The following is a 24,968-nucleotide window of genomic DNA, read 5'->3' as shown; positions in this document are numbered from 1 at the left end:
GACGGGCATCGGACCGGACTTCTCCGGCCCGATGCCCGTCCTCGTCGTCGATCAGGCGTCGTCGTCGATCAGGCGTCGTCGTCGATCAGGCGTCGGGATCGATCAGGCGTCGGGGTCGAAGGGGATGCCGGGCGGCAGGGTGCGGGCGAGGGCGTAGGCGAAGTCGCCGTCCTTGATCTTGATGGTGGCCGCGCCGAAGTCGGCGTTCATGAGCTTGTCGCGGAGGCCGTCCGGGTAGCCGTTCCAGCCGACCAGGCGCGGATAGAACCAACCGCCGGTGGCGTTCTCCGGCGGCTCGTCGTTGGCGTTGGCGAAGCGGAAGCAGTGGGTGGACAGCCCGTCCTTGTGGTAGACGACCTTGGGATGGGTGCCGTCGAAGCGTATGGACGAACGCGGGGCCAGCTGATAGCCGCTGTGCTGGGACACCGCGACGTACTGGACCTCGTTGTTGTTGATCCACACCACGACATGTTCCCAGTCATGGGTGTGGCCGATGGCCAGCGGACCGAGCGTGGCCTGGTCCTTCTCGAAGTAGCTGGCGTACATCACGGCGCACCAGCCGTTGTTGCACTTCTCCCTGGAGTAGGTGTTGGCGTTGGCCAGTTGGGCGTAGTCATGGCAGTGCCCGTTGACATCGCCGCCGAGCTTCAGACCGGGGTTGAGGGTGCCGTCGGCGCTGATGGCGGCGGTGGTGTAGCAGCCGTCGGTGTCGTAGTCGTAGGCGGGGGAGAAGGACTGCTCCAGGCCGTCGGCGTTCTGGGGCAGAAGTGTCAGGACGTCGGCCTCGGCGGTGGCCGGAAGTGCCAGTGTCAGCACCAGGGCGCCCAGGACGGCGGCGAGCGCGGACCGCAGGGGCCGCCGGGGGTGGCGGGGCCGGGCCGCGATGGTGCCGGGGTCGTGCGATGAGGGTGTCGGGGGGTGCACGGCGACTCCTTGCTCGGGTGGGGGGTGGGGCGAGCCGGGTGAAGCGGGCCGGGAAGCACCGCAGGCGCGGACCGAGCCGGTGCTCGGTCCGCGCCCTCGGGGGAGAAGGGGTCAGCAGTACAGGTTGTTGCCGGGGCTGACACCGAGGATGGAGGTGAACCGCTGGTAGGCGTCCACCCGGCTCTGCACCTGGGCGGGGTTCCTGCCGTCGCACTCCAGGGATCCGTTGATGGAGCGGATGGTCTGCCCGAAGCCCGCGCCGTTGACCATGGCGTTGTGCGGGGTCATGGAGCCGGGGCCGTTCTGGGTGTTCCAGTACCACAGACCGGTGCGCCAGGCCACGGCGGAGTCGTTCTGCACCAGCCAGGGGTTGTTGAGCAGATCGATGCCGAGGGCGTCACCGGCGGCCTTGTAGTTGAAGTTCCAGCTGAGCTGGATGGGGCCGCGGCCGTAGTAGGCGGCCTGGCCGGCCGGGCAGCCGTACGGCTGACCCCAGTCGCAGTAGTTCGGGTAGTTGGCGGTGTTCTGCTCCACCACATACACCAGCGCGCCGGTCTCGTGGTTGACATTGGCGAGGAAGGCGGCGGCCTCCTGCTTCTTCACCGTGTCGCTGCCGGTCTTGGCGAAGCCGGGGTAGGAACTGAGCGCCTGCACCAGGCCGTTGTAGCTGTAGAAGGAGTTCCGGTTCGGGAACATCTGGTTGAACTGCGCCTCGGAGACGACGAATCCGGACGGCGTGCCGCCGCCACCCCCGCTCGCCGGGGCGTTCCACTTCTGGTTGGCTCCACCGGTGCAGGTCCAGATCTGCAGCCGGGTGCTGTTGGCGCTGTTGTTGTCCCGTACGTCCAGGCACTTGTCCGCGGCCGGGTTGACGATGTCGTGGGCCGCGGTGACCACCCACTGCTGGTTGGCGCCGCCCGTGCAGTCCCACAGCTGGACGGCGGCCCCGGAGGCCGTGCTGCGGTCGACGACGTCCAGGCACTTGCCGAGCGCCCGCAGGGTTCCGTCACCGGGGTTGGACCAGCGCTGGGCGTCGGTGCCGTTGCAGTCGTAGAGCTGGACGGCGGTGCCGTTGGCGCTGTTGGCGGCCGCCACGTCCACACACTTCCCGGCGAGCCCGCTGATCTGACCGTCGGCCGCCTGAGCGGGGGCGGAGACGAACAGCGTGGCGAGAAGGGCGGAGAGAACGGCACCCACCGTGAGCCGGCTCAGGGGTATGCGCCGCGGAAGCAGTCTTCGGATGTGGGGGATTGACATCGAGGAGAGCACTCCTAGGTCGTGTCGTGTGGGGAGGGATCCGGCGGAGCCGACCGGCCGTCTACGGCGGCCGACGGGACCGTAGGACACATCTGCAGCATGCAGGTCTAGACCATGGCAGGTGCATGCATGGCCGTCAACTACTTGAAGAGTCAAGGCTGTTGCTGCTCATCCGCCTGAAAAGCCCCCAGGGGAATCCCCTCGCCCGCCGGTCTTCGGGCAGTCGGGACCTCTCTCCTCGACCCGATAAACGGGTGTCCCGGGGCGGCGCGGTGCCGCGATCATGGGCCGGACACGGAACCGCCACCGAAGAGGAATCCCCCATGCCTGTGCCCGCCGACCCGACGGTTCTCCATCCCATGCCCGGGCAGCCCCGGGTGGTGCTGCTCAAGCCGCTGGTGAAGTCCCCGCTGATCGAGGTCGGGGAGTACTCCTACTACGACGACCCGGAGGACGCCACCGCGTTCGAGACGCGCAATGTGCTCTACCACTACGGACCGGAGAAGCTGATCATCGGCAGGTTCTGTGCGCTGGGCACGGGGGTGCGGTTCATCATGAACGGCGCCAACCACCGTATGGACGGCCCCTCGACCTTCCCCTTCCCCACCATGGGCGGCTCCTGGGCCGACCACTTCGATCTGCTCACCGGTCTGCCCGGCCGAGGGGACACTGTCGTCGGCCATGACGTCTGGTTCGGTCATGGCGCGACGGTCATGCCGGGTGTACGGATCGGGCACGGCGCGATCATCGGCACCGGCGCCGTGGTCACCGGCGATGTGCCCGACTACGGCATCGTCGGCGGCAACCCGGCCCGCCTCATCCGCACCCGCTACGACGAGCGGGACATCGCCCGGTTGCTGGCGGTGGCCTGGTGGGACTGGCCCGTGGAGCACATCACCGAGCAGGTGCGGACGATCATGTCGGGCAGCATCGCCGACCTGGAGGCGGCGGCCCCGGACGCCCCGCACCTGTGACGCGCGCCGGGCCCAACACCCTTTTCCCGCAATCGGAAACGCCTCATGGGGCAGCCGGTGCGGCCGGTCGCCGGCCGCGGGGGTTCAACCGGCGGGTGTCCATCTGGAGAGGGGCTTGTCTCACTATGTGTCGGCATCATTTGACATTAGATCCTCTTATGAAAGATAAAGGGGATGCTTTGGCCATGCATTCTCGCAGCGTGATGGCGCGCGGCGTGAGGCCGGCGTTCCGTCTACGCGAATGAGTCCGACCGTGTCCCACTCCACCCCCGACCAGCCCGCCGCCGACCCCGCCGGGGACTGGGACGCCTGGCGCGCCGAGCGCCGGCGCTCCCTCACCTCGCCGACCGGCAACCTCGCCCTCGTCGAGACCCGCTGGCTGCCGGCCGGTGAGCGCCCGGACGCGGAGGCGGCCCGCGCCGGGCAGCCGGACACGGTGACCGTCACCACGCTCCAGCGAGCCGACCTGGTCACCGGCGAACCCGAGCACGGACTGCGCTTCTGGGACGCCGACTCCCCCGCCATCCGCCACTTCGACCGTGTCGAGGCCTTCCCTTACGACCCGGCCTGGGTGCTCCACGCGACCTACACCCCGGTGCCCGGCGCCCGGCGGGTGTCCTTCGAGCACCTCCGGGACAACGGCGGCACCCGCGACCTCGTCGTCCCCGGCGACATCTCGCTCACCGTCGACGGCCGCGACTACACCCTGAGCGCCTTCGACGACGACGGCACCCTGCTGCTGGTCTTCGGCGACCCCACCAACGGTGACACCACCTATGGCGCCGGCCGCTTCCTGTTCGTGCAGCGCACCGAGGACGACGACCGGGTGCTGCTCGACTTCAACCGTGCCTTCGTGCCGCCCTGCGGCTTCTCCGATCAGTACAACTGTCCGATGCCGCCGCGGCAGAACCGTTTCCACCTGCCCGTCGAGGCCGGCGAGAAGCGCCCCGTCTTCCGCGACGGCTTCCCCGCACAGCACTGATCACTTCACGGCACCCCGCCGCTCCCCGTACCGCAGCACGAAAGCGCCCCTCGCCATGAGCATCAAGAAGACCTCCCTGTACGCCACCACCACCGCGGCCGCCCTCGCCCTGACCCTGACCGCCTGCGGCGGCTCCGGCTCGGGCGGCGGCAGCGCCTCCGGCGGCTCCTACGACAAGAACGCCACCGTCGACATCGGCTCCCTCTACGAGCCGCAGAACCTGGACAACACCGCGGGCGGCGGCCAGGGCGTGACCGAGGCCCTCAACGGCAACGTCTACGAGGGGCTGTTCAAGCTCACCGACGACGGCAAGGTCGAGAAGCTGCTCGCCCAGGACTACAAGGTCAGCGGCGACGGGCTCACCTACACCTTCACCCTGCGCGACGGAGTGAAGTTCCACAGCGGCAAGGCACTCACCAGCGAGGACGTCAAATACAGCCTGGAGAAGGTCCTCGCGGACGACTCCCAGTCCGCCCGTAAGGCCAACCTCCAGGTCGTCAAGGACATCGCCACCCCGGACCCGCGGACCGTCAAGGTCACCCTCTCCCAGAAGTCGATCTCCTTCGTCTACAACCTCTCCTACGTCTGGATCATCAACTCCCGGGCCGAGAACCTGAAGACGACCGAGGACGGCACCGGCCCCTACAAGCTCGACAAGTGGACCCGCGGCTCCGCGCTCAGCCTCGACCGGTTCACCGGCTACTGGGGCAGGGCCGCAAGCAACAAGAAGGTCGTCTTCCATTACTACAAGGACGCCACGGCCCTCAACAACGCACTGCTGACCAACGCCGTCGACGTGGTCACCAGCGAGCAGTCGCCCGACGCCCTCGACCAGTTCAAGAACAACCAGAACTACAAGGTCAACGACGGCAACTCCACCACCAAGCTGCTGCTCGCCTTCAACGACAAGGCCAAGCCCTTCACGGACGTCAAGGTGCGCCAGGCCGTGTCCTCCGCCATCGACGACAAGAAGCTGCTCGAGTCGGTCTGGGGCGGCTACGGCAAGCTCATCGGCTCCATGGTGCCGCCCACCGACCCCTGGTACGAGGACCTCACCAAGGTCAACGCCTACGACCCGGCCCGCGCCAAGAAGCTCCTCGACGAGGCCGGATACGCCAAGGGCTTCAGCTTCACCCTGGACACCCCGAACTACGACCCGCACCCCACCGCCGCGACCTTCATCAAGTCGGAGCTCGCCAAGGTCGGCATCACCGTCAAGATCAACACGATCACCCCGGACGAGTGGTACACCAAGGTCTACAAGAACCACGCCTTCACGGCCACGCTCCAGGAGCACGTCAACGACCGCGACCTCGTCTGGTACGGCAACCCCGACTTCTACTGGGGCTACGACAACAAGCAGGTCACCCGGTGGGTGAACCAGGCCGAGGAGGCCTCCACCACGGCCGGGCAGACCGAGCTGCTGAAGAAGGTCAACCGCAAGACCGCCGAGGACGCCGCCAGCGACTGGCTGTACCTCTACCCGCAGCTCGTCGTCGCGAACAGCAAGCTGTCCGGCTACCCGCTCAACGGCCTCAACTCGCAGTTCTTCGCCTACGACATCAAGAAGAAGGGCTGATGGCCCGCTATCTGCTGCGCCGTCTCGCCTTTCTCCTGGTGTCGCTGGCCCTGGCGAGCGTGGTGCTGTTCGTGCTGCTGCGCATGCTGCCCGGTGACCCCGCCAACGCGCTCACCTCGGTGGGCGCCAGTCCCGAACAGATCGCCGCGGCACGGCACTCCATCGGGTCCGACAAGCCGCTGCCCGAGCAGTTCACCCACTGGCTCGGGCAGCTGGCGGGCGGCGACCTCGGCACCTCCTTCGTCAGCTCGCTGCCGGTGGGACCCGAGGTCGCCTCCCGGCTGAACGTCACCGTCCCGCTGACCCTCGCCGCCTTCGCCCTCGCCGTCGTCGTCGCCGTGCCCGCCGGATTCCTCGCCGCGCACAAGCGGCACACCTGGTACGGCGCCCTGCTCAACGGCGTGTCCCAGCTGGGCATCGCCGTACCGGTGTTCTGGCTCGGCATGATCCTCATCGCGGTGTTCGCGCTGAACGCGGGCTGGCTCCCGGCGGGCGGCTTCCCCCAGGACGGCTGGTCCGAGCCCGCCGAGGCGTTCCGCTCGCTGGTCCTGCCGATCGTCACCATCGCCCTGGTGATGAGCGCCTCCCTGATCCGCTATGTCCGCTCCGCCACCCTCGACGTCCTCGGCAGCGACTATCTGCGCACCGCCCGCGCCCTCGGCTCCTCCTTCGGGAAGGCGATGTGGCACCACGGACTGCGCAACGCCTCCGTACCGGTGATCTCGGTGCTCGGCATCGAACTCGCCTCGACCCTGCTCGGCGCGGTCGTCGTGGAGTCGGTGTACGCGCTGCCGGGCCTCGGCTCGATGCTCGCCACCGGCATCGCCCAGCACGACTATCCGGTCATCCAGGGCGTGCTGTTCGTCTCCACCCTCGCCGTGCTGCTCATCGGCTTCGCCGCCGACCTGGTCCAGCGGATCATCGACCCGCGGCTGCGCGGCCGACTCTCGGGAGGCGCGCGATGACCCCCGCCGAGGTGCTCAGGCCCGTACGGCCCGGGAAGGCGGCGCCGGGCGGGCGCCGGACCCGGGGCTCCGCCACGCTCGTCGTCGGCTGTGTCCTGGCCGGACTCATCGCGCTGCTCGCCCTGGTCTCCCTGTTCTGGCTGCCCTACTCCGCCGACGACACCTCCGGCGGACGGCTGGCCGGGCCCGGGGACGGACATCTGCTGGGCACCGACAAACTCGGCCGCGACCTGTTCACCCAGGTGATGACCGGTTCCCGGATCGCCTTCGAGGCGGGGCTGGGTTCGGTGCTCATCGCCGCCGCCGTGGGCGTCACCCTGGGGGTGCTCGCCGCATTCGCCCAGGGCTGGCTCGACGACACGCTGTCCGCCTTCCTCGACATCCTGATCGCCTTTCCGACGCTGCTGCTCGCCATGCTCATCGTCGCCGCCCGCTCCGCGACCCTCGGCTCGGCCGTGCTGGCGATCGGCCTGGCGCAGAGCGCGGTGGTCGCCCGGTTCGTCCGCATCCTGGTCAAACGGGTTCTGGCGCAGGACTACATCACGGCCGCCCGCACCTCCGGCACCTCGTGGCCGCGTACGGTGCTCGGGCATGTCCTGCCCAACATCTGGCCCAGCCTGGTCGTCAACCTCGCGCTCCAGTTCGGTCTCGCCGTGCTGGCCGAGGCCGGCCTGTCCTATCTGGGACTGGGCGCACCACCGCCCAACGCCTCATGGGGCCGGATGCTCCAGGAGGCGCAGGCCACCTTCACCACGGCCCCCGTCGGGGCCATCGCCCCGGGCATTCTGCTCGTCCTGCTGGTGATCGGCGTCAATCTCATCGCCGACGGCCTGCGGGAGACCCTCGACCCGGCGTCGCGCCGGAGGCGCACATGACCCTTCTCGACGTCCGCGGACTGACCGTCCGCACCGCCGACGGGCGGACCCTCGTCGACGACCTGTCCTTCACCGTGGCGAGCGGCGAACGGCTCGGGCTCATCGGCGAGTCTGGCTCCGGCAAGTCGCTGACCACGCTCGCCGTGCTCGGCCTGCTGCCCGACGGCATGACCGCCACCGGCAGCATCGAACTCGCCGGCACCCAGATCGTGGGCGCCGGCGAGAAACGGCTCAACGCGGTACGGGGGCGGGACGCCGCCGTGGTGTTCCAGGAGCCGCTCACCGCGCTGGACCCGCTGATGCGGGTGGGCCGGCAGCTGGCCGAACCCCTCGGCCGGCGCACCGGTCTCAAGGGCGCGGCCCTGCGGGACGCCGTACGCGAGGCGCTGACACGGGTGCGGCTGCCGGAACCGGAACGCGTCGCCCGCGCCTTTCCCCATGAGATCTCGGGCGGACAGCGCCAGCGGGTCGCCCTGGCCATGGCCCTGGCCTGCGCCCCGAGACTGCTGATCGCGGACGAGCCGACCACCGCGCTGGACGTCTCCGTGCAGGCGGAGATGCTGGACCTCATCGACACCCTGGTGAGGGAACGGGAGATGGCGGTGTTGTTCGTCAGCCACGATCTCGCCGTGGTGGCCGGGGTCACCGACCGTGCCCTGGTGATGAAGGACGGCCGGGCCGTCGAACAGGGCCTGGTCCATGACCTCGTCCGCGCCCCGCGCGAGGAGTACACCAGGGCGCTCGTGGCCAGCGCCCGGAAGCTGGAGTCCGCCCTGGACCGGAGGAGCGCACGGTGACGTCCGTACTGGAACTCAGGGACGTGGCCCTGCACCACCGGGGCGGCACGGCCCCCGCGGTGGAGGACGTCTCGCTCACCGTGGAGGCCGGGCACAGCCTCGCCCTGGTCGGGGAGTCCGGGGCGGGCAAGACGACACTCCTCCGCCTGCTGCTGGGCCTGTCCCGCCCCACCGCCGGCCAGGTCCTCTTCGACGGTGCCGAGCTGTCCCCACGTGACCGGCGGCAGATGCGCTTGTTCCGGCGCAGTGTGCAGTGCGTCTTCCAGGACCCCTACTCCTCGCTCGACCCCCGCCGCCGGGTGGGTGCGATCGTGGCGGAGCCGCTGCGGTCCCTGGGCATCGAGACCCGGGCCGGCGCGGCGCCGAGGGTGGCCGCGGCCCTGGAACAGGTGGGGCTGCCGGCCGACGCCGCGGAACGCTATCCGCACGAGTTCTCCGGGGGACAGCGCCAGCGGATCGCCATCGCCCGTGCCACGGTGTGCCGTCCACGGGTGCTGCTGGCCGACGAACCCGTCAGCGCGCTCGATGTCACCACCCGGGTCAAGGTCGTCGAGCTGCTGGCCGAGCTGAAGCAGGAGCAGGGGCTGACCCTGGTGATGGTCTCCCACGATCTGTCGGTCGTGGCGTCCCTGTGCGAGCGCACCGCCGTGCTGGAGCGCGGCCATGTCGTCGAACAGGGCACCACCGCCCAGGTGCTGGGCGACCCAGGGCACCCGTACACCCGCCGCCTGATCGACAGCGTGCCCCGGCTGCCCGCCTGACCCCCCGCGCCCCTCATGGGCCGGGGCGGTCGCAGCGGCCGCCCCGGGCCCTCGTCAGACCGGAACGGCGCTCCTGAGCACCTCGGGAACCTCCGCCCCGAGCAGCTCGAGCAGATCGGCGAGCTGCCGGTCGAGCCGGCGCCCCACCTCGGTCACCTCCGGCTTTCCGTAGGAGGCGAAGTGGGACGACGGCTGGTCGACGTTCAGATGGGTGCGCCCCTCGGCGTCCGCGTAGAGCACCGTGCGCAGGGGAGCGTGCAGCATCACCGCGGGGTCGTGGCGGAACATGCCCTGCGCGGTCACATGGTTGCCCATGAGGTACTCGGCGCACTTCCAGCCCGAGGGCGAGGTGGCCATGAGGCCCGTCACATCGGCCTTCCAATAGATCATGAAGGCGTGCGGCGCGTTGATCTCGGCCTGCTCCCGCACGGCCTCCCAGGTCCCCAGCGAACCGAAGCGCGCGAGGTCCACGGCGGGAACCAGTTCCTCGTAGCGGCGCACGGCCTCGTCGTACGGCTGCGGGAGCACGACATCGAGACGGCGGACGGGATATGCGGTGTACTGCCCGGACGCGCTGGTCATGGTGGTCACCTGCCTTGGTACGCCGGTGCGGAGGCGGTCGGCGCCCCGGCGTGGCCGAGGTGCATCCCGTGGACATCGACGGTGATGGAGGGAAGGTTGATGTTGGAGGTGCCGTCGGGATTGCGGCGGAAGGTGCGGCGGCGGCTCGGGAAGACCAGCCCGCCGAACGAGCGGTGACGGCCCGAGTAGTGCGCCACCAGGGCGCTGCCCATGACCTCGTTGACATAGTCCATGCGCCGCTGAAGCCCGTCGGAGTCGTAGTAGAAGGTCTGCTCCAGGCTGTGGGTGGCCAGCGTGTCCGGATAGCGCACCCGGAGCCTGCGCCAGGTCTGGCCCGCCTCGTGCCACGGTTCGAGTTCCCGGGTCAGCACATCGGGCCGGAGCAGCAGGAAGGGCGCCGTGAGGTAGTTCCAGAGGGCGTAGCCGAGGAAGTACCCCAGGTGCAGGGGGCGCCAGGGGGTGGCGCGCAGCATTCCGGTGAAGGCGGCGCGGGGGTCGGTGAGCTCGTTGACCACCCGGCCCGCCGGGTCGCGCAGGACCACGCGCTGGGGCTCGCCGGTGGCCGGCACCCCGTCGAGCGCGGTGGCACCGGTGTTGTCGAACTCCATGCTGAGGCCGGGAGCGGTGAAGGGTGCGATCACCGTGTGCTGCCGCCGGGTGTCGACGGTGACGGTCAGATCGCGCAGTGCCCCGGCCCAGCCCTTGGGCGCCCAGACGGGGCCGCCCACGGAGACCTCCGCCGTGAGGGTGGGGGTCCTGGACCACAGATCCTGGCCGCCGCTCGCGTCGACGACCTGCTTCAGCAAGGTGTTCATGGTGGGGCCCGACTCTCTCCGGCTGCCGCCGCGGCCCTCGGCGGGATCACCCGGGCGAGATGACCTGGCGGCTGCCTTCTTCTCGGGGAGTGTGTCGCACGGCGCTCCTCAACGGGGCTTCCCGGCGGTTCGGCGGGCGCGGAAGGCCCGTACGTTCGCCGCGTTCCCGCAGACGGACACGTCATGCCACACACCGCTGCTGTTGCGGGAGCGGTCGTAGAAGACCACCCCGCATGCCGTGTTGCGGCAGATCTTCAGCCGCGTCCAGACACCCAGGCAGCGGGAGAGCAGGCACTCGGCGGCGACCGCCGAGGCGAGCCAGCCCACCCCGGTGCCGAGGGGCTCCACGGTGGCGTGTCCGGGCGTGACCTCGATACGGACGTCGGCCGCCATCGCCGGGCCGGTCCGCTCCTGGGGGCCCTCCGCGCCCAGCAGCCGTCTGATGCGGTGACGCAACAGCCGGGCGGCGGAGAGGTCGTCGTCCGTGACGGTCGGTACGGGGCGGGCGAGACCGTGTACGGCACACCAGCGGCCGCCGGCCTCGGCCAGCCAGTCCGTGGCGGTCGCCGCGTCGGAGAGCAGATCGCTTCCCACGGGTGGCCGCGGGTGGGGGATCGTGTTGGCCAGATCCTGCACGAGCAGCAACCCGCCGGGAGCCTCACCGGCGCCATAACGGCTGGTTGCGGTAACGGTCATCGCCTCATGCACCTTTCAGGTAATAAGCGTAGTACGTTCACCTATTACGTCAAGGCGGGCGTCCCCCGCGTTCAGGTCCCGGGGCCCTGCTGCCGGATGCGCCGGGCGACCTCGCTGTTCTCGGTCTCCCACCAGGGGCGGACGAGTTCCGGCCCCGGGGACTGTCCGGGCACGGGGGCCGCCGGGACCAGCTCCGTCTCCAGACGGCGGTCCAGCACGGCGGACTCGGCGCGCTCGGTACGGGCCCACTGCACCAGGATCGCCAGCAGGAACGGCAGGGCCACCAGCTCGGCGATGCTGATCATCGCGCCGCCCCCGAGCTGCTGGTCCCGCAGTACGTCCGGCGCCCAGGGCGGGGCGTGGTGCAGATACCAGGCCCCGGCGATCAGCGTGCCATGGGTCATCACCACGATGCCCGGCACGGCGTCGACGACCCCGTCGAGGAACACCAGCGCCGCGCGCACCGGATGGGTGCACCAGGCGGGCAGCGCGCCCTCATGGGTGAGCATCGGCACGACGAACAGGGCGCCCGCCAGCAGCAGATGCAGGTACATCAGCTCATGCAGCCAGCCGTGGGCCAGGGCCGTCTCGAAGTACGGGGTGAAGTACACGGTGAGCTCGGTGGCGAGCACCAGAGCCGTGCTGACCAGGGGGAAGGTGAGCAGCCGCACCACGCGTCCGGTCATCGCCCGCCGTACCCGTCCCGCCGGGCCCTCGGGCAGGGCGCGGACGGCCAGCCGCAGCGGATCGCCCAGCGCCAGCCCGAGCGGTGCGATCAGGTCGAGGAGCACGTTCTGCACCGCGGCCGGCCAGAACAGGAAGCGGTCGTACACGGCCAGCGCGGACATGGTCGCCGCCACGAGCGTGCCGAGACCGATCAGGACGAAGGCCGCGGTGCGGAGCGGGGGCCAGGCTTCGCCCCGCCGTCCGAGCCGCAGTACGCCCCAGCCGTAGAGCGTCCCCAGGAGCACGACGAGGAGCAGGGCGGGCACATCCAGCTGCCAGGACGACAGCAGCCGTCCCATCGTGAGCTCCGGTGGACTCCCCGTCGCCGTCTCGAGCAGCGGCATGGTGGCAGTCATGCGGGCCGTCCTCCTCACCGATTCGTCGTACGGGCCGGGCGTGCTGGTGCGCCCTGAAGCGGAATCCCGGCCTCCGGGACTCTACGCCGGGCGCCCCACGGTGCCGACGGGCACCACCCGCGGAAAGGTGCTGTCACGGTCCGGTCCGCGCGGCGCGCGGGGCACGGCCCGGCGGCCGTACGAAGCGGCCCGGGGATCCTTCAGGGGCCCGGGCCGCTCCGGAGGCCGTCGTGGACGGTTCACCCCGTCCGGGGGATGGTGCGGTCACACATTGACGCCGTAGTCCTGGGCGATCCCGCGCAGGCCCGAGGCGTAGCCCTGGCCGATGGCCCGGAACTTCCACTCGTCGCCGTGCCGGTAGAGCTCGCCGAAGACCATGGCCGTCTCGCTCGAGGCGTCCTCCGTCAGGTCGTAGCGGGCGATCTCCCGGTCGTCCGCGGCGTTCACCACACGGATGAAGGCGTCACGGACCTGGCCGAAGCTCTGGCCGCGCTGCTCCGCCTCATAGATGGAGACCGGGAAGACGATCTTGGTGACCTGGGCCGGAACCAGACCGAGCTCGACCTGGACCTGCTCGTCGTCGCCGTGGCCACCGCCGGTGAGGTTGTCGCCGGAGTGCTCGACCGAGCCGTCGGGGCTGCGCAGGTTGTTGAAGAAGACGAAGTGCTGGTCGGAGACGACCCTCCCGGAGGCGTCACACAGCAGGGCGGAGGCGTCGAGGTCGTAGTCGGCACCCGTGGTGGTGCGCACGGCCCAGCCCAGACCGACGGTCACCTTGCTCAGGCCCGGCGCCTCCTTGCTCAGCGACACATTGCCGCCCTTGCTCAAGGTCACACCCACGAGATTCCCTCCATCGGCTCTCCGCGTGCATGCCACACCGGTACGGGGGCATCGCCGCGCCAGTTTCGTGCTTGCGCAATCTTAGAACCATCATCTCCGGTTCCGGCGACGGCCCCCGGATCGACGCCCCGCACATCCGGGGGACGGTGAGATGCGCCCCGGACGCACGTCGCCCGGCTCATGCGGGGCATGAGCCGGGCGAGAAGGCGTGGGACGGGGACGATGACCGCCGACCGGGAGCCCCGGGACGCGGACGGCCTCGGGGCAGGGGGAGTTACGAGGTGAGCAGCGGACGCAGGGCACCCGTGCGCATCCGCTCCACGAGGGGGGTGCCCACCCGGTGCGCGACCAGGGTGACGACGAGGGCGACGGTCGTTCCCATCACGGCGCCGATCAGGACGTCATGGGGGTAGTGGGCACCGACATAGACCCGCGAGGCTCCCATCAGCACGGCGGCCAGCAGGGCGATGACCCCGAGCTGCCGGTTGATCAGCAGAAGGGCCACGGTGAAGGCGAAGGCCACGGTGGTGTGGTTGCTCGGGAATGCGTAGTCGTCCGCCGGGGGGCACTCCTCGATCAGAAAGGCGTGGGGGAGGGCGCGACAGGGACGGGGCTCCTGGACCACGGACTTGAACGTGTTGTTGACCGCATAGGCGAGTATCACCGCCACCGGTGTGGCCAAAGTCGCGGCCATGACCCTGCTTCCCTCCCGGCGGGCACGCCACCAGGCGACCAGCAGAAGGACCGCGAACAGGCCCATGCCGTAACTGGTGTAGACCGAGACCGGTTCGTTCAGCCACTCGGTGTGGTGGGCGAAGTCGGTGACCTCGGTGTACAGCCCGCCGCTGATGGACGCGCCGTCGAGTGCCTGGGTGGTCGGGGAGGAAGTCATGAGGTGGATCTCCGGGCATGGTCCGAGTACGGGAGCGCTCCGGGGGAACGCACAGCGTCAAGAAAGCGAAATCCTGGTTGATTCGAGACGTCCGGTGAATGAACGTCTACAGAGTGGTAGACCGTACCAGGTGAAGATCGGACCGCTGTCATCGCCAACTGCGTTCGGCGCCCCTGCACTTGCCGGGCGCCTCGTCCAAGTGGCGGAAACCGCGCGCCGGCTGTCCGGCGTCGCCGAGCGCGGCGCATCCCCGGCGGTCCGCGCGGTCCGTGGTCCGGACGCTCCCCGCGCACAGCGGCGTCCTGTGCTTCCGGGAGGGAGGCACAGGACGCGAGGCAGGTGGCGGCCGAGTGTAGCCGTGTGGCTGATCGGCGATGCGCGTTCTTGTTCGTGCGGGATTATTTTGGCGCGATCATGAGCCGGGATGTCCGTGAACCGAACGGACCCGGTCGTTCACCGTGCGCCTCCAGGGAGCCGTGCCGTCGATCAGTCCTGCGTGCCGGGGCGGGTGATCTTGAGGCCCAGCTCCAGCATGCGTACCGGCAGTCCGAGGCCGTAGGCGTCGGCCACGGTGAGAAGGAGCGGCTTGGCGACCGGCAGCAGCCGACGCAGCACCCGCTCGGTCTCGGCGGCACCCGGGATACGGGGCAGTGTGATGGTGATCGTCATGGCGTGACCTCCGCCTGATCGGCACCCGTGGGCGAGCCGGCGGCGAACCTGAGTGCCGCCCGGCGCCTTCGGTCGAGGTCGCCGTCAGACGGTGGCGTGTCCGCCGGGCGCCCCGGGTGCAACGGGATGGGGACTGGGACTACTGCTGCTGGGACTCATCCCGTTCACCTCCTTGCGCTCGCAGCGGTCACCGTGGGTTTCGGGGCGCGAGGCACCCTCCGCCCGTACGACTGTCTCCAACGGGTTCTCCCGTCGAAATGTTCCCCTTCAGTAGAGTCCACCTATTTGCCACATTACGCAACTATATGACCGGAACGGGTGTGCGGCTGACCACTCCGGACCCGGCCGCCTGCCCCGTTTTCCCCCCGAGAGGAGGCGGCTAGGCGGCGGCGTGCTGGGGCGATGCGGCCTGGGAGAGGGACTGTTCGGCCCAGATGGTCTTGCCGTCGGAGGTGTAACGGGTGCCCCACCGCTGAGTCGTCTGGGCCACCAGGAACAGACCGCGTCCGCCCTCCTCGTCGCCGGCCGCGTGCCGTAGATGCGGTGAGGTGTGCCCGCTGTCCGAGACCTCGCACAGCAGGGCCCGGTCCCGGATGAGCCTGAGACGGACCGGGCCCGAGGCGTAACGGATGGCGTTGGTGACCAGCTCGCTCACCACCAGCTCCGTGGTGAACGCCAGCTCGGGCAGCCCCCACTCGTCCAGCTGCGCGGCGGCCACCGTACGGGCGTGCGCCACCACGCTGGGGTCGGCCGGCAGGGTCCAGCAGGCCACCTGGCGGGCGTCCAGCACCCGGGTGCGCACCAGCAGCAGCGCCGCGTCGTCATTCACCGGTCCCACGGGGAGCACCGCCATCGCCCGGTCGCACAGCTTCTCCAGGGGGAGCCGGTGCTGGGCGAGCACCTGGACCAGCCGGTGCAGCCCGACGCCGGCGCCTCCGGTGCGGGAGTCCACCAGACCGTTGGTGAAGAGGGCCAGCACGCTGCCCGGGGCGAGCTCGACCTCCGCGTTCTCATAGGTCGCACCACCCAGCCCCAGCGGCGGGCCGGACGGCAGTTCGGCGATGCAGACACGGCCGGTGGCGGGGTCGACCACCGCCGGCATCGGATGCCCCGCGGAGCACCAGCTGCACCGCCGGGAGATGGGGTCGTAGACCGCGTAGAGGCAGGTGACGCCGATGATCTCGTCGTCCTCCGCGCCGACGCCGTCGTCCGGGGAGTCCCGGTCGCCCCGGCCGGCGACGCCCGCCAGCCGGGTCAGCAGTTCATCGGGGTCCAGATCCAGCTGGGCCAGGGCCCGTACGGTGGTGCGCAGCCGCCCCATGGTGGCCGCGGCCCGCAGGCCATGGCCCACCACATCGCCGACCACCAGTCCCACCCGGGTGCCGGACAGCGGGATGACATCGAACCAGTCGCCGCCCACGCCGACCTGGCGGTCGGCGGGCAGATAGCGGTACGCCGCCTCGACCGCGCTCTGCGGCGGCAGCCGCTGGGGCAGCAGGCTGCGCTGGAGCGTCACGGCCGCCGCGTACTCCCGGGCGTACCGGCGGGCGTTGTCGATGCATACGGCGGTCCGTGCGGCCAGCTCGTCGGCCAGCTCGTGCTCGTCCGCGTCGAACGGCACCGCCGTACGACTGCGCAGAAAGGTGACCAGCCCCATCACGGTGCCGCGGGCCTTCAGCGGCACGAACAGGCGCGCGTGGACACCGGTTCCGCTGTGCCCGGCCGGTGTGCCCGGGGCGTTCTCCACGATCGACCGGCCCGAGGCCAGACAGCGGGCCTGGGGAGAGGCGAAGGCGTACTCGACGGGCTCCCCGGCCGCCACGGAGGTGCCCCCCGCCGGGCGGGCGGTGTGCTGCGCGCCCCGCCCCCCGCACACCCGGAGCAGCCCCTGCCGGGGGCCGCCCTGGTCGGCGGGTTCCATGCCCTCCAGGACCTCCGGGAGCAGATCGACGGTGACGGCGTCCGCGAACCGCGGCACCACCACCTCGACCAGCTCCGTCGCCGTACGGACCACGTCCAGGGAGGTGCCGATGGTGGAACCGGCCCTCACCAGCAGCGCCAGCCGCTGCTCGGCGCGGTGGCGCTCGGTGATGTCGACCGCCTCCTCGCACACGCCGATCGGTTCGCCCCGTGCGTCGAGCAACCGGTAGTAGGAACAGGACCAGACCCGCTCGTACTCCGGGGCGACCGGCACCCGGCCCAGATAGTGCAGGTCGATCACGGGCACACCGTCCTCGAGGACCTGGAGCATCGTCCCGGCCAGCGTCGGGGGATGGTGCTCGGTCAGTATCCGGCCCTGCGGAAACAGCTCGTCCACGGTGCGGCCGACATAGGGCGTGAGCGGCCCTCCCATCTCCCGGTCCACCACGGCGTTCGCCCACACCACGCGCAGCTCGGGGTCGTAGATGGTCAGCCAGACCGGTGACTGGGTGACCAGACCGCGCAGCATCGCCTGGTGCGCCTCCCAGCTGCGCAGCTCCTCCAGGTCCGCCGCCAGCAGCACCACCGCGGGACCGTCGGGGCCGTGCGCCACCGCGCACATGGTGGTGGCCATACGCAGGATGCGGCCGTCCCGGTGGCGCAGATTGAGCGCCGCACTGCGGATCGACCCGGGGTCGCCGACCGTGTGCATCCACGGTGCCGGCTGGGTCCCGGCCTTCCGGGCCACCAGGGTCGCGGCAGGCCGCCCGAGCACCTCTTCCGGTGGGTAACCGAGGAGTCGCTCGGCGGAAGGGCTCCAGCCGATGACGACGCCGCCGGCGTCCAGAACGACTGCGGCCGCCCTCGTCACATGGAGCGGACCGAGCAATTCACCGGCAGAGATCTCGGGTCCTGGAATCGTCAATGCCGCTCACCCTCCAACGGGATCAGGATCCGCCCGCCGATCGGGGTGACGCAACCGCACGGCGACGGCGGACGACGCGCCGTACCCGGCCTCGCAGACCGGGCCGTACACCTAGTCCTCGACCTGCTCGCGCTGGTCCTGGCCCCACCCGTGGACGCCGTCGGCGTGGACCAGATCGCTGAGGTGCAGTCCGGTGTGCGGCGGGGGTGTGCGCTGGACGGCGAGGATCGCGGCGTCGTCGGCGAGCGCCCCGTCGGTGTGGGCGCACAGATCCTGCTCGATGCGCTGGACGAGCGCCCTGGGGCTGCTCCTGCCCCAGAGGGCCACCCGTTCCTCCAGCGGGTAGAAGGCGCGGTTGCTGTCACGGGCCTCCACGACACCGTCCGTGTAGAGGAACAGGGTGTCCCCGGGCCGGAAGGAGAACGTATGGGTGCCGTGGTCGCCCGACTCCAGGTCCCACATGCCCAGCGGGGGCGCCGGGTCCGGGCTCATCAGCGGTGTCGTGCGGCCGGACCTGATCAGCAGGGGCGGCGGATGACCGCAGTTGATCATACGGATCACGGGGCTGCTGTCGGGGATCTCCATCAGGAGCGCGGTGATGAAGTGCTCCTGGGCCTCCTCGTCCTTCTCCGGGAACTCGGCGAGATAGCGGCGGACGCTGCGGTCCAGCGCGCCGGCCAGGGCGGGCAGCGTGGCGTACTGGTGGGCGGCCTCGTGGAACGAGCCGAGCAGGGTGGCCGCCTCCCCGACCGCGGCCAGCCCCTTCCCCCGGACATCGCCGATGATCAGACGCGTACGGCTGCCGGTACGGGCCGTCGCGTACAGATCGCCGCCGATACGGGCCTCCTTGTCCGCGGCCAGGTACGAGGACGCGATGTGCAGGGCGCCGAGCCGGTCGGGGAGGGGACGCAGCAGGGCCCGCTGCGCGGCCTCGGCCACCGACCGCACCTGGGCCAGCTCCTCGGAGCGCCGCTCGCGCAGGAACCGGACGAACACGGCGAAGACCGACAGGAAGGCGAGCCCGACGAGCTGGGCGACATGGTTCTGGTTGAAGCCACCCTGGACCTCGGAGATGAGGGCCTGGGCCCCCACGGCCAGCGCCCCGATCAGTGCCGTCATCCGATAGCCGGCGAACGAGGTGGTGAGGGCGGGGGCCACGACGAGCAGCGGGCCGAGATGGATGCTCTGGGGGGCGCGGATGTCCGCCACGGTGATCGCCACGATCAGCACGAGGGGGATCACCACCAGCGCCAGGCTCGAGTGCCAGGGCTGCCGGACGCGGGCGAGGCGCGGCCCAAGTCGCATGTCTCCAATGTGCACCATCCGCCCGGAAACCGAGCCCGGCCGGAGGCGCCGGACGGCCCGCCCGCCGGGGCGGCCGGGACCGGCCCGGTCAGCCGGGGCGCTCCTGGACCAGGGGTTTCGGCCCGGTCGCGGTACGCGAGCCGGCCGCGGGCGCGGGCAGCCCGGACTACAGCGACATACGGCAGTACAGGCCGTACCGCTTCTTTCGCGCGTGCCGGGAGAGGGCGGCGAGCCGGTCCAGGAAGTCGGCCGTCAGGGCCGCCTGCTCCGCCGGTTCTCCCTCGCTCGACGCCCATGCGGCGGCAGCGTCGTGCAGACGGGCGGCCGACGCCGTGGCCAGCGAGTCCCGCAGCCGGTCCGTCAGGGTGACGAGCCAGGAGCTCTCGTGTCCGGGGTCGCTGAGCAGCCGGGTGAAGCGGGGGTCCGTCTCCACCTCTTCCGGGGGAAGCCCGCTGAGGCGGGCCTCGATGGTTCCGAGCAGCAGATCGGGGTCGACGCCCTTGAGTCCGACGGTCCCGAAGGGATCGCTCCCGGGACCGTCGGTGAAGAGGGCCGCCGCCGCCGTGTCGTCGGCGGCGGCGAAGTAGTCGTAGAGGTTGCCCATGAGGGCATCCTGCCGGTCGGGACCGACAACGCGGCGCCGGGCAGGCCGTTCCGCTCAGTGCTTCTGGTCGCCCAGCTTCCCGATGTAGTCCTGTGCCTTGTCGACCGCGGTGTCGATCTTGTCGCTGTGCTTGCCGCCGGTCTTGTCGTCGATGAAGTGACCGACCTTCTCCAGGCCGTCGGAGATCTTGCCGCCGTGGGCCTCGGCGACGTCCTCGACCTTGTCCTTGAGGTCCTTGAGGTTCTTCAGATTCTTCAGCTGGTCGAACATGCGGGGTGCTCCTCCACGGTGCTGTGGTGACCGATGGGCACCATGATCTCACCGCGGGCGACCGGCCGGGACTCAGCCGGTCGCGGTGGCAGGGGAGTTGGACCGCCCGGAAGGCGCCCCGCCGACCGGCCGGCCGGCGGGGCGGGAGCCCGGGTGCCGTGGTCAGCGGAAGGCGTCCTGGCCGGTGAGCGCCTGACCGATGATCAGGGTGTGCATCTCCGGGGTGCCCTCGTAGGTGAGCACCGACTCCAGGTTGTTCATATGGCGGATCACCGGGTACTCCAGCGAGATCCCGTTGGCGCCCAGGATGGTGCGCGCGGTGCGGCAGATCTCCAGTGCCTTGCTGACGTTGTTGAGCTTGCCCAGGCTCACCTGCTCCGGGCGCAGCCCGACGGCGTCCTTGCGGCGCCCCAGATGCATCGCGAGCAGGGTGCCGTTGGTGAGTTCCACGGCCATGTCCGCCAGCTTGGCCTGGGTGAGCTGGAAGCCGCCGATCGGCCGTCCGAACTGTGCGCGCTCCCCGGCATAGGCGAGCGCGGTCCGGAAGGCGCTGCGGGCCGCGCCCATCGCGCCCCACACGATGCCGTAGCGGGCCTCGTTGAGGCAGGACAGCGGACCGCGCAGCCCGCGCACCTCGGGGAAGACCGCGTCCGCCGGGAGCCGTACCCCGTCCAGCACCAGTTCGCTGGTCACCGAGGCGCGCAGCGACATCTTGTGCTTGATGGTGTGCGCGGTGAAACCGGGGGTGTCGGTCGGCACCACGAAGCCGCGCACCCCTTCCTCGGTCTCCGCCCACACCACGGCGACGTCCGAGACCGAGCCATTGGTGATCCACATCTTGGAGCCGTCCAGCACCCAGTCGGCACCGTCGCGGCGTGCGCGGGTCCGCATACCGGCCGGGTCGGAGCCGTGGTCGGGCTCGGTGAGTCCGAAACAGCCGATGGCGTCGCCGGACGCCATCCGCGGCAGCCACTGCTGCTTGTGCTCCTCGGTGCCGAACCGCCAGATCGCATACATCGCCAGCGAGCCCTGCACACTGACCAGCGAGCGGATCCCGGAGTCGCTGGCCTCCAGCTCCAGACAGGCCAGACCGTAGTCGACGGCGCTCATGCCCGCGCAGCCGTAGCCCTCCAGGTGCATGCCGAGCAGCCCCAAGGAGCCCAGCTCCTTGGCCAGTTCGCGCACCACGGGCAGTTCCCCGGACTCGAACCAGTCGGCGACATAGGGGTCGATCGAGGTGTCGCAGACCTGCCGTACGGCGGCCCGTACGGCCTTCTCCTCCGGGCTGAGCAGATCGTCGATGCCGGCCAGGTCGAGCGGGTCGGCCTTGGGGCGCGGCGTCTTCGCGGTCATGAGGTCACCTCGTGTTCGGTGGCGGGATGGGGGAGGGAGGCAGGCCGGGGGTCGGCCAGCCAGGCCCGGACCCGGTCGTCGTCGGCGCCCAGCGCGGGCGGTGCCGAGGCGGGGCGGACCAGGCCGGTGGAGTAGGAGACGGCGTGCCGCGGAGCGGGGGTGCCGCCGTCCACGGGGGTGACGGTGGGGGCCAGGCCCAGCCGCTCGGCGAGCGCGAAGCCGTCCGCGACGGTGCCGACCCTCCCGGCCGGCACCCCGGCCGCGGTCAGGCGCTCCTGCCAGACCGCACAGTCGTCGGCGGCGAGCCGTTTCTCCAGCGAGGCGATCAGCTCCTCGCGGTGGCCCACCCGGGCGGCGTTGCCGGCGAAGCGGGCGTCGTGCGCCAGCCCCGGCTCGCCGAGGGCCGCCGCGAGGCGTGCGAACTGCCCGTCGTTGCCGCAGGCCACCGCGAGCAGCCCGTCCCGGCAGCGCAGCGTCTCGTACGGCGCGATCGAGGGATGGCGGTTGCCCATCCGGCCCGGCGGCCGGCCGGTCTCCAGACAGCTCTGCGCCTGATTGACCAGGGAGCCCAGCAGGCTGGAGAGCAGATTCACCTCCACCCGGCAGCCGCGGCCGGTACGGGACCGGTCGGCCAGCGCGGCGAGCACCCCGATGGCGGCGTCCTTGCCGGTGAGCACGTCCACCAGGGCCACCCCGGCCTTGGTGGGCTCGCCCTCGGCGTCACCGGTGATGCTCATCAGTCCGCCCAGTGCCTGGACCACGAAGTCGTAGCCGAGCAGATCGGCTCCCGCCCCGCTGCCGAACCCGGTCACCGAGCAGTACACCACGCCCGGGTTGGCCGCGGCGACCTGCGCGTGGCCGAGGCCGAGCCGGTCCAGCGTGCCCGGCCTGAAGTTCTCCACCAGGACGTCCGCACGGCGGGCCAGCTCCTGCGCCAGGGCCAGATCGGCGGGGTCCGCCAGATCGAGCGCGACGCTCCGCTTGGAACGGTTGACGCTCTCGAAGTAGGTGGTGGAGGACGCCGACCAGGGCGGCCCCCAGGAGCGGGTGTCGTCGCCGGAGCCGGGGCGCTCCACCTTGACGACGGTCGCCCCCAGGTCGGCGAGCGTCATGGTGCACAGCGGGCCGGCCAGCACCCGGCTGAAGTCCGCGACGAGGACGCCCTCCAGCGGCCCGCTCATGACACGCCTGCGCCGCGGGGCGCACGGGCGGATCCGTCCGCCGCCGGAGGCGGCACGGAGACGACGTGGGTGGTCACGGGGCGTCCTTCCGAGAGTCAGCGGCCATGTGCTGAGCGCCAACCTAGGCAGCCGGGGTGCGGGATCCCATTGGACGACCTGCACAGGAACGCGGTGGACCGGTGCAGAATGCACAGGAGATCCGGGCGCCGGCCCCGGCCGGAGGAAAGCACCATGACCGCACTCGACCTGCTCGCCCGCACCCTGGGCGCCGATCTGACGCCCGTCGTCCCCGCCGTCCCGCCCCCGCGGGAGGTCACCGGGGTCCATGTCAGCGAGCTGACCGATCCGACCCCCTATCTCTTCGGAGGGGAGCTGCTGCTCACCACCGGGATGGGGCTGACGGGACAGACCGCGCAGGCCCGCGCCTACGCCGCACGGCTGGCCGGACACGGCGTCGCCGCGCTGGGCATCGGCCTCGGCCCCGTCCACACCGCCGTGCCCCGGACACTGGCCGAGGCCTGTGCGGCGGCGGCCCTGCCGCTGCTGGTGGTGCCCGCGCCGACGCCCTTTCTCACCGTCGCCCGCACCTATTGGTCACTGGTCGCCGCGGCCGGACGGGAGGAGCTCACCACGGCGCTGGGCGCGCACCGCGAACTGGTGTGGGCCGCCGCCGGTCCCGACCCGGTGCCCGCCGTGGTCCGCACCCTGGCGGGCGCCGTGGAGGGGTGGGCCGCCCAGCTCAGCCCGCGGGGCGAGGTCATGGAGGTCTGGCCGCGGGGGCGCCGCTCGAGCGTCCGTGAGATCGCCGCCGAGGTCGCCCGGCTGCGGGGCGCGGGACCCCATTCCTCGGCGACCTTTCCGCTGGGCGCCGAGGACGTGGTGCTCCAGCCGCTGACCAGCAGGGGCCGGCTGAGCGGCTTCGTCGCCACCGGCTGTCCCCGGCCGATGAAGGCACCCGACCGGCAACTGGTGCTGACCGCCTGCGCCCTGCTCGCCCTGCAGAGCGAGCAGCAGCGGCGCGGTGTGGCCGGGGCCCGGGCGGCCCGGGCCTGCGTGGCCCGGCTGCTGCTGTCGGGCTTCGTCGACGCGGCCCGGTCGCTGGCCGCGGAGCTGGGCCTGTCCGCGATCGCCCCGCGAGTCAGGGTGCTGGGGCTGGCCGGGCTCGGCGCCGACGCCCTGGACGAGGTGCTGGACGCCCTGGAACCGGCCGTGGCGCGGCACCGCCGGCAGCTGTCGGCGGTCGCCGAGGCGGACCAGGTGTGGGTCCTGATCGGGCCCGAGGACGCCCCGGCAGTGCCGGACGCCGTACGACGCTTTCTGGCCGAACGCGCGCCCGGAGCCCGGGCGCTGCTGGGCGCCGACACGGGGGTGGCCGAGCTGCACCGCCAACTGCCCGCGCTGCGGCGCACCCTGGCGGGCCTGCCGGGCGGGGAGCTGCGGGACCGGGCGGCCCCCGAGGTGCCGGCCGCGCCCTCCCTCGAGCCGCTGCTCGGCTATCGCCGTGCCGATCTGGTGGGCACGGTGGCCGCCTATCTGCGCCACCGGGGCCAGTGGGAGCGCGCCGCCGCCGACCTGGGGGTGCACCGCAACACACTGCGCCACCGCATCGCCACCGCCGGCCGGCTGCTCGGCGCCGACCTGGACGACCCGGACGTCGCCAGTCACCTCTGGCTGGCCCTTCGCGAGAACGGGCTGGCCTGAACCCGTGCCCGCGCCCCACGGCGTACGGACCAGGGTCTTTCGTCCGGACCGGCCGCGAGCCCGGCATGATCCGAAAGCGACTCCGGTTCACCGTGGCCCGTTACCGTGTCCGCGTGAACACCAACGGCTCGCATCCTGCCGCATCGCTGAACGGCCCGGTCCGCTCCGGGATCCCCGAGCACGGCAGATTGCCCAAGTACTACGCCGTCAAGGGCCAACTCACCGAACTGATCGATGAGTTGGGTCATGGCGGGATGCTGCCCACCGAGCGGGAGCTGGCGGTCCGCTACGGCGTGGCACGGGAGACCCTGCGGCAGGCGCTGCGTGAACTGCTGCTGGAGGGGCGGCTGCGTCGGCGTGGCCGCAACACCGTGGTGGCCGGGCCGAAACTCGAGCAGCCGCTGTCCCTGGCGAGCTACACCGAGGGGGTGCGGCGGCAGGGGCGTCGTCCGGGGCGACTGCTGATCGGTCTCGAGCGGTTCTCCGCCCAGCCGGATCTGGCCGCTCTGCTCGGCATCGCGGTCGGCGACCCGGTCTGGCACCTGGAGCGGGTGCTCACCGCGGACGACGAGCGGGTGGGACTGGAGAGCACCTGCATCGCGGTCGCCCGGGTCCCCGAACTCGACCGTGACTTCGACCCCGACTCCTCCTTCTACGCCTATCTGCGGGAGCACATGGGCATCACCTTCGGCGGTGCGACCGAGCGGATCGAGACCGTGTCCGCCACCCCCCGCGAGGCGCTGCTGATCGGCACCCCGCCGGCCCTGCCGATGCTGCTGCTCAACCGGGTCAGCCGCGACCAGCACGGGGAGCCGCTGGAGCGGGTGCGGCTGCTCTACCGCGGTGACCGGTTCAGCTTCACCACGGAACTCCGGCCCGAGGGCTGATCCGGCAGGGAATCCCGGGCCCGAAGTCTGCTGCGCCGAGGAACTTCGGGCCCGATGGCCGCTCCGCACGGGGAATCCCAGGGCCTCCGCCGGATGCCGCGGTGGGCCGTCGCACCCCGTCAATTATCACGG

The 24,968-nt window shown here is 71.2% G+C and carries 24 protein-coding genes; 9 read left to right on the top strand and 15 right to left on the bottom strand.

The features are described from left to right. Positions 1-102 precede the first annotated feature (102 nt). On the bottom strand, positions 103-852 hold the full coding sequence (locus CP978_RS03750) for an NPP1 family protein (RefSeq protein WP_221501102.1): 750 nt from the start codon (positions 850-852) through the stop codon (positions 103-105). A gap of 183 nt (positions 853-1,035) precedes the next feature. After that, positions 1,036-2,181 (bottom strand): chitinase, encoded by a 1,146-nt coding sequence (locus CP978_RS03745; RefSeq protein WP_174498604.1) that lies wholly within the window; start codon positions 2,179-2,181, stop codon positions 1,036-1,038. Between the two features lie 323 nt (positions 2,182-2,504). Here CP978_RS03745 and CP978_RS03740 point away from each other — a divergent pair, with 323 nt between their 5' ends. The 7 genes from CP978_RS03740 (at position 2,505) to CP978_RS03710 (ending at position 9,114) form a co-directional block, all read left to right on the top strand. Next, entirely contained in the window at positions 2,505-3,155 is a 651-nt protein-coding gene (locus CP978_RS03740) for a CatB-related O-acetyltransferase (protein ID WP_043437508.1), read from the top strand. Positions 3,156-3,396: 241 nt separating this feature from the next. Next, positions 3,397-4,137 carry a DUF1684 domain-containing protein gene (locus tag CP978_RS03735; protein WP_043437506.1) on the top strand — a complete coding sequence of 247 codons (741 nt, stop codon included), beginning with the start codon at positions 3,397-3,399 and terminating at the stop codon, positions 4,135-4,137. A gap of 55 nt (positions 4,138-4,192) precedes the next feature. After that, positions 4,193-5,716 (top strand): ABC transporter substrate-binding protein, encoded by a 1,524-nt coding sequence (locus CP978_RS03730; RefSeq protein WP_043437504.1) that lies wholly within the window; start codon positions 4,193-4,195, stop codon positions 5,714-5,716. Continuing rightward, complete coding sequence (locus tag CP978_RS03725; RefSeq protein ID WP_043437502.1) at positions 5,716-6,681, top strand: ABC transporter permease; 966 nt, start codon at positions 5,716-5,718, stop codon at positions 6,679-6,681. The genes CP978_RS03730 and CP978_RS03725 overlap by 1 nt, the downstream gene beginning before the upstream one ends. Then, positions 6,678-7,556 (top strand): ABC transporter permease, encoded by an 879-nt coding sequence (locus CP978_RS03720; protein WP_043437500.1) that lies wholly within the window; start codon positions 6,678-6,680, stop codon positions 7,554-7,556. The genes CP978_RS03725 and CP978_RS03720 overlap by 4 nt, the downstream gene beginning before the upstream one ends. Then, positions 7,553-8,353 (top strand): ATP-binding cassette domain-containing protein, encoded by an 801-nt coding sequence (locus tag CP978_RS03715; RefSeq protein ID WP_043437499.1) that lies wholly within the window; start codon positions 7,553-7,555, stop codon positions 8,351-8,353. The genes CP978_RS03720 and CP978_RS03715 overlap by 4 nt, the downstream gene beginning before the upstream one ends. Next, positions 8,350-9,114: an ABC transporter ATP-binding protein gene (locus CP978_RS03710; protein ID WP_043437498.1), complete on the top strand. Its 765-nt coding sequence runs from the start codon at positions 8,350-8,352 to the stop codon at positions 9,112-9,114. Before CP978_RS03715 ends, CP978_RS03710 begins: the two co-directional genes overlap by 4 nt. A gap of 54 nt (positions 9,115-9,168) precedes the next feature. Here the strand turns inward: CP978_RS03710 and CP978_RS03705 are convergent, their stop codons facing one another. The 13 genes from CP978_RS03705 to CP978_RS03645 form a co-directional block, all read right to left on the bottom strand. Further along, a complete protein-coding gene (locus tag CP978_RS03705) occupies positions 9,169-9,696 on the bottom strand; it encodes a DUF302 domain-containing protein (protein WP_043437496.1) in 528 nt (175 codons plus the stop codon). Positions 9,697-9,701: 5 nt separating this feature from the next. Continuing rightward, positions 9,702-10,511, bottom strand: a complete 810-nt coding sequence (locus CP978_RS03700) for a BTB/POZ domain-containing protein (protein WP_052453998.1) — start codon at positions 10,509-10,511, stop codon at positions 9,702-9,704. A 108-nt stretch (positions 10,512-10,619) separates the two neighbouring features. Beyond that, on the bottom strand, positions 10,620-11,207 hold the full coding sequence (locus CP978_RS03695) for a CGNR zinc finger domain-containing protein (protein WP_043437493.1): 588 nt from the start codon (positions 11,205-11,207) through the stop codon (positions 10,620-10,622). A gap of 71 nt (positions 11,208-11,278) precedes the next feature. Beyond that, positions 11,279-12,289, bottom strand: coding sequence for a cytochrome c oxidase assembly protein (locus tag CP978_RS03690; RefSeq protein ID WP_079161990.1), 1,011 nt, complete (start codon positions 12,287-12,289; stop codon positions 11,279-11,281). Positions 12,290-12,553: 264 nt separating this feature from the next. Beyond that, the gene (locus tag CP978_RS03685; RefSeq protein ID WP_043437491.1) at positions 12,554-13,129 is read right to left on the bottom strand and encodes a TerD family protein; all 576 of its coding nucleotides are present in this window, start codon (positions 13,127-13,129) and stop codon (positions 12,554-12,556) included. A 274-nt stretch (positions 13,130-13,403) separates the two neighbouring features. Then, positions 13,404-14,021 (bottom strand): phosphatase PAP2 family protein, encoded by a 618-nt coding sequence (locus tag CP978_RS03680; RefSeq protein WP_043437489.1) that lies wholly within the window; start codon positions 14,019-14,021, stop codon positions 13,404-13,406. 486 nt (positions 14,022-14,507) lie between these two features. Then, positions 14,508-14,690, bottom strand: coding sequence for a hypothetical protein (locus tag CP978_RS03675; RefSeq protein WP_043437487.1), 183 nt, complete (start codon positions 14,688-14,690; stop codon positions 14,508-14,510). Positions 14,691-15,069: 379 nt separating this feature from the next. Then, on the bottom strand, positions 15,070-17,535 hold the full coding sequence (locus tag CP978_RS03670; protein WP_221500843.1) for a SpoIIE family protein phosphatase: 2,466 nt from the start codon (positions 17,533-17,535) through the stop codon (positions 15,070-15,072). A 111-nt stretch (positions 17,536-17,646) separates the two neighbouring features. Next, on the bottom strand, positions 17,647-18,840 hold the full coding sequence (locus CP978_RS03665; RefSeq protein WP_174498603.1) for a PP2C family protein-serine/threonine phosphatase: 1,194 nt from the start codon (positions 18,838-18,840) through the stop codon (positions 17,647-17,649). A 166-nt stretch (positions 18,841-19,006) separates the two neighbouring features. After that, positions 19,007-19,444, bottom strand: coding sequence for a hypothetical protein (locus tag CP978_RS03660; RefSeq protein ID WP_043437484.1), 438 nt, complete (start codon positions 19,442-19,444; stop codon positions 19,007-19,009). Positions 19,445-19,498: 54 nt separating this feature from the next. Next, a complete protein-coding gene (locus CP978_RS03655; RefSeq protein ID WP_043437482.1) occupies positions 19,499-19,714 on the bottom strand; it encodes an antitoxin in 216 nt (71 codons plus the stop codon). 162 nt (positions 19,715-19,876) lie between these two features. Further along, positions 19,877-21,067 (bottom strand): acyl-CoA dehydrogenase family protein, encoded by a 1,191-nt coding sequence (locus CP978_RS03650; protein ID WP_043437479.1) that lies wholly within the window; start codon positions 21,065-21,067, stop codon positions 19,877-19,879. Further along, the gene (locus CP978_RS03645; protein WP_043437476.1) at positions 21,064-22,248 is read right to left on the bottom strand and encodes a CaiB/BaiF CoA transferase family protein; all 1,185 of its coding nucleotides are present in this window, start codon (positions 22,246-22,248) and stop codon (positions 21,064-21,066) included. Before CP978_RS03645 ends, CP978_RS03650 begins: the two co-directional genes overlap by 4 nt. Before the next feature lie 231 nt (positions 22,249-22,479). Between CP978_RS03645 and CP978_RS03640 the strand changes: the two genes are divergently transcribed. Then, complete coding sequence (locus tag CP978_RS03640) at positions 22,480-23,949, top strand: PucR family transcriptional regulator (protein ID WP_043437474.1); 1,470 nt, start codon at positions 22,480-22,482, stop codon at positions 23,947-23,949. 113 nt (positions 23,950-24,062) lie between these two features. Continuing rightward, positions 24,063-24,836, top strand: a complete 774-nt coding sequence (locus CP978_RS03635; RefSeq protein WP_052454516.1) for a GntR family transcriptional regulator — start codon at positions 24,063-24,065, stop codon at positions 24,834-24,836. Positions 24,837-24,968: the final 132 nt, after the last annotated feature.

The organism is Streptomyces nodosus, from assembly GCF_008704995.1.
GTDB classification, from domain to species: Bacteria; Actinomycetota; Actinomycetes; order Streptomycetales; family Streptomycetaceae; genus Streptomyces; species Streptomyces nodosus.
Note: the sequence above shows the minus strand (reverse complement) of the source record. Positions and strands in the feature narration are given on the sequence as shown.

Coding starts and splice junctions, on each gene's coding strand:
- CP978_RS03675 (WP_043437487.1), bottom strand. CDS start 14,690: ATGACGATCACCATCACACTGCCCCGTATCCCGGGTGCCGCCGAGACC.
- CP978_RS03745 (WP_174498604.1), bottom strand. CDS start 2,181: ATGTCAATCCCCCACATCCGAAGACTGCTTCCGCGGCGCATACCCCTG.
- CP978_RS03650 (WP_043437479.1), bottom strand. CDS start 21,067: ATGACCGCGAAGACGCCGCGCCCCAAGGCCGACCCGCTCGACCTGGCC.
- CP978_RS03725 (WP_043437502.1), top strand. CDS start 5,716: ATGGCCCGCTATCTGCTGCGCCGTCTCGCCTTTCTCCTGGTGTCGCTG.
- CP978_RS03715 (WP_043437499.1), top strand. CDS start 7,553: ATGACCCTTCTCGACGTCCGCGGACTGACCGTCCGCACCGCCGACGGG.
- CP978_RS03700 (WP_052453998.1), bottom strand. CDS start 10,511: ATGAACACCTTGCTGAAGCAGGTCGTCGACGCGAGCGGCGGCCAGGAT.
- CP978_RS03665 (WP_174498603.1), bottom strand. CDS start 18,840: ATGCGACTTGGGCCGCGCCTCGCCCGCGTCCGGCAGCCCTGGCACTCG.
- CP978_RS03690 (WP_079161990.1), bottom strand. CDS start 12,289: ATGACTGCCACCATGCCGCTGCTCGAGACGGCGACGGGGAGTCCACCG.
- CP978_RS03680 (WP_043437489.1), bottom strand. CDS start 14,021: ATGACTTCCTCCCCGACCACCCAGGCACTCGACGGCGCGTCCATCAGC.
- CP978_RS03705 (WP_043437496.1), bottom strand. CDS start 9,696: ATGACCAGCGCGTCCGGGCAGTACACCGCATATCCCGTCCGCCGTCTC.
- CP978_RS03720 (WP_043437500.1), top strand. CDS start 6,678: ATGACCCCCGCCGAGGTGCTCAGGCCCGTACGGCCCGGGAAGGCGGCG.
- CP978_RS03730 (WP_043437504.1), top strand. CDS start 4,193: ATGAGCATCAAGAAGACCTCCCTGTACGCCACCACCACCGCGGCCGCC.
- CP978_RS03695 (WP_043437493.1), bottom strand. CDS start 11,207: ATGACCGTTACCGCAACCAGCCGTTATGGCGCCGGTGAGGCTCCCGGC.
- CP978_RS03740 (WP_043437508.1), top strand. CDS start 2,505: ATGCCTGTGCCCGCCGACCCGACGGTTCTCCATCCCATGCCCGGGCAG.
- CP978_RS03655 (WP_043437482.1), bottom strand. CDS start 19,714: ATGTTCGACCAGCTGAAGAATCTGAAGAACCTCAAGGACCTCAAGGAC.
- CP978_RS03660 (WP_043437484.1), bottom strand. CDS start 19,444: ATGGGCAACCTCTACGACTACTTCGCCGCCGCCGACGACACGGCGGCG.
- CP978_RS03640 (WP_043437474.1), top strand. CDS start 22,480: ATGACCGCACTCGACCTGCTCGCCCGCACCCTGGGCGCCGATCTGACG.
- CP978_RS03735 (WP_043437506.1), top strand. CDS start 3,397: ATGAGTCCGACCGTGTCCCACTCCACCCCCGACCAGCCCGCCGCCGAC.
- CP978_RS03645 (WP_043437476.1), bottom strand. CDS start 22,248: ATGAGCGGGCCGCTGGAGGGCGTCCTCGTCGCGGACTTCAGCCGGGTG.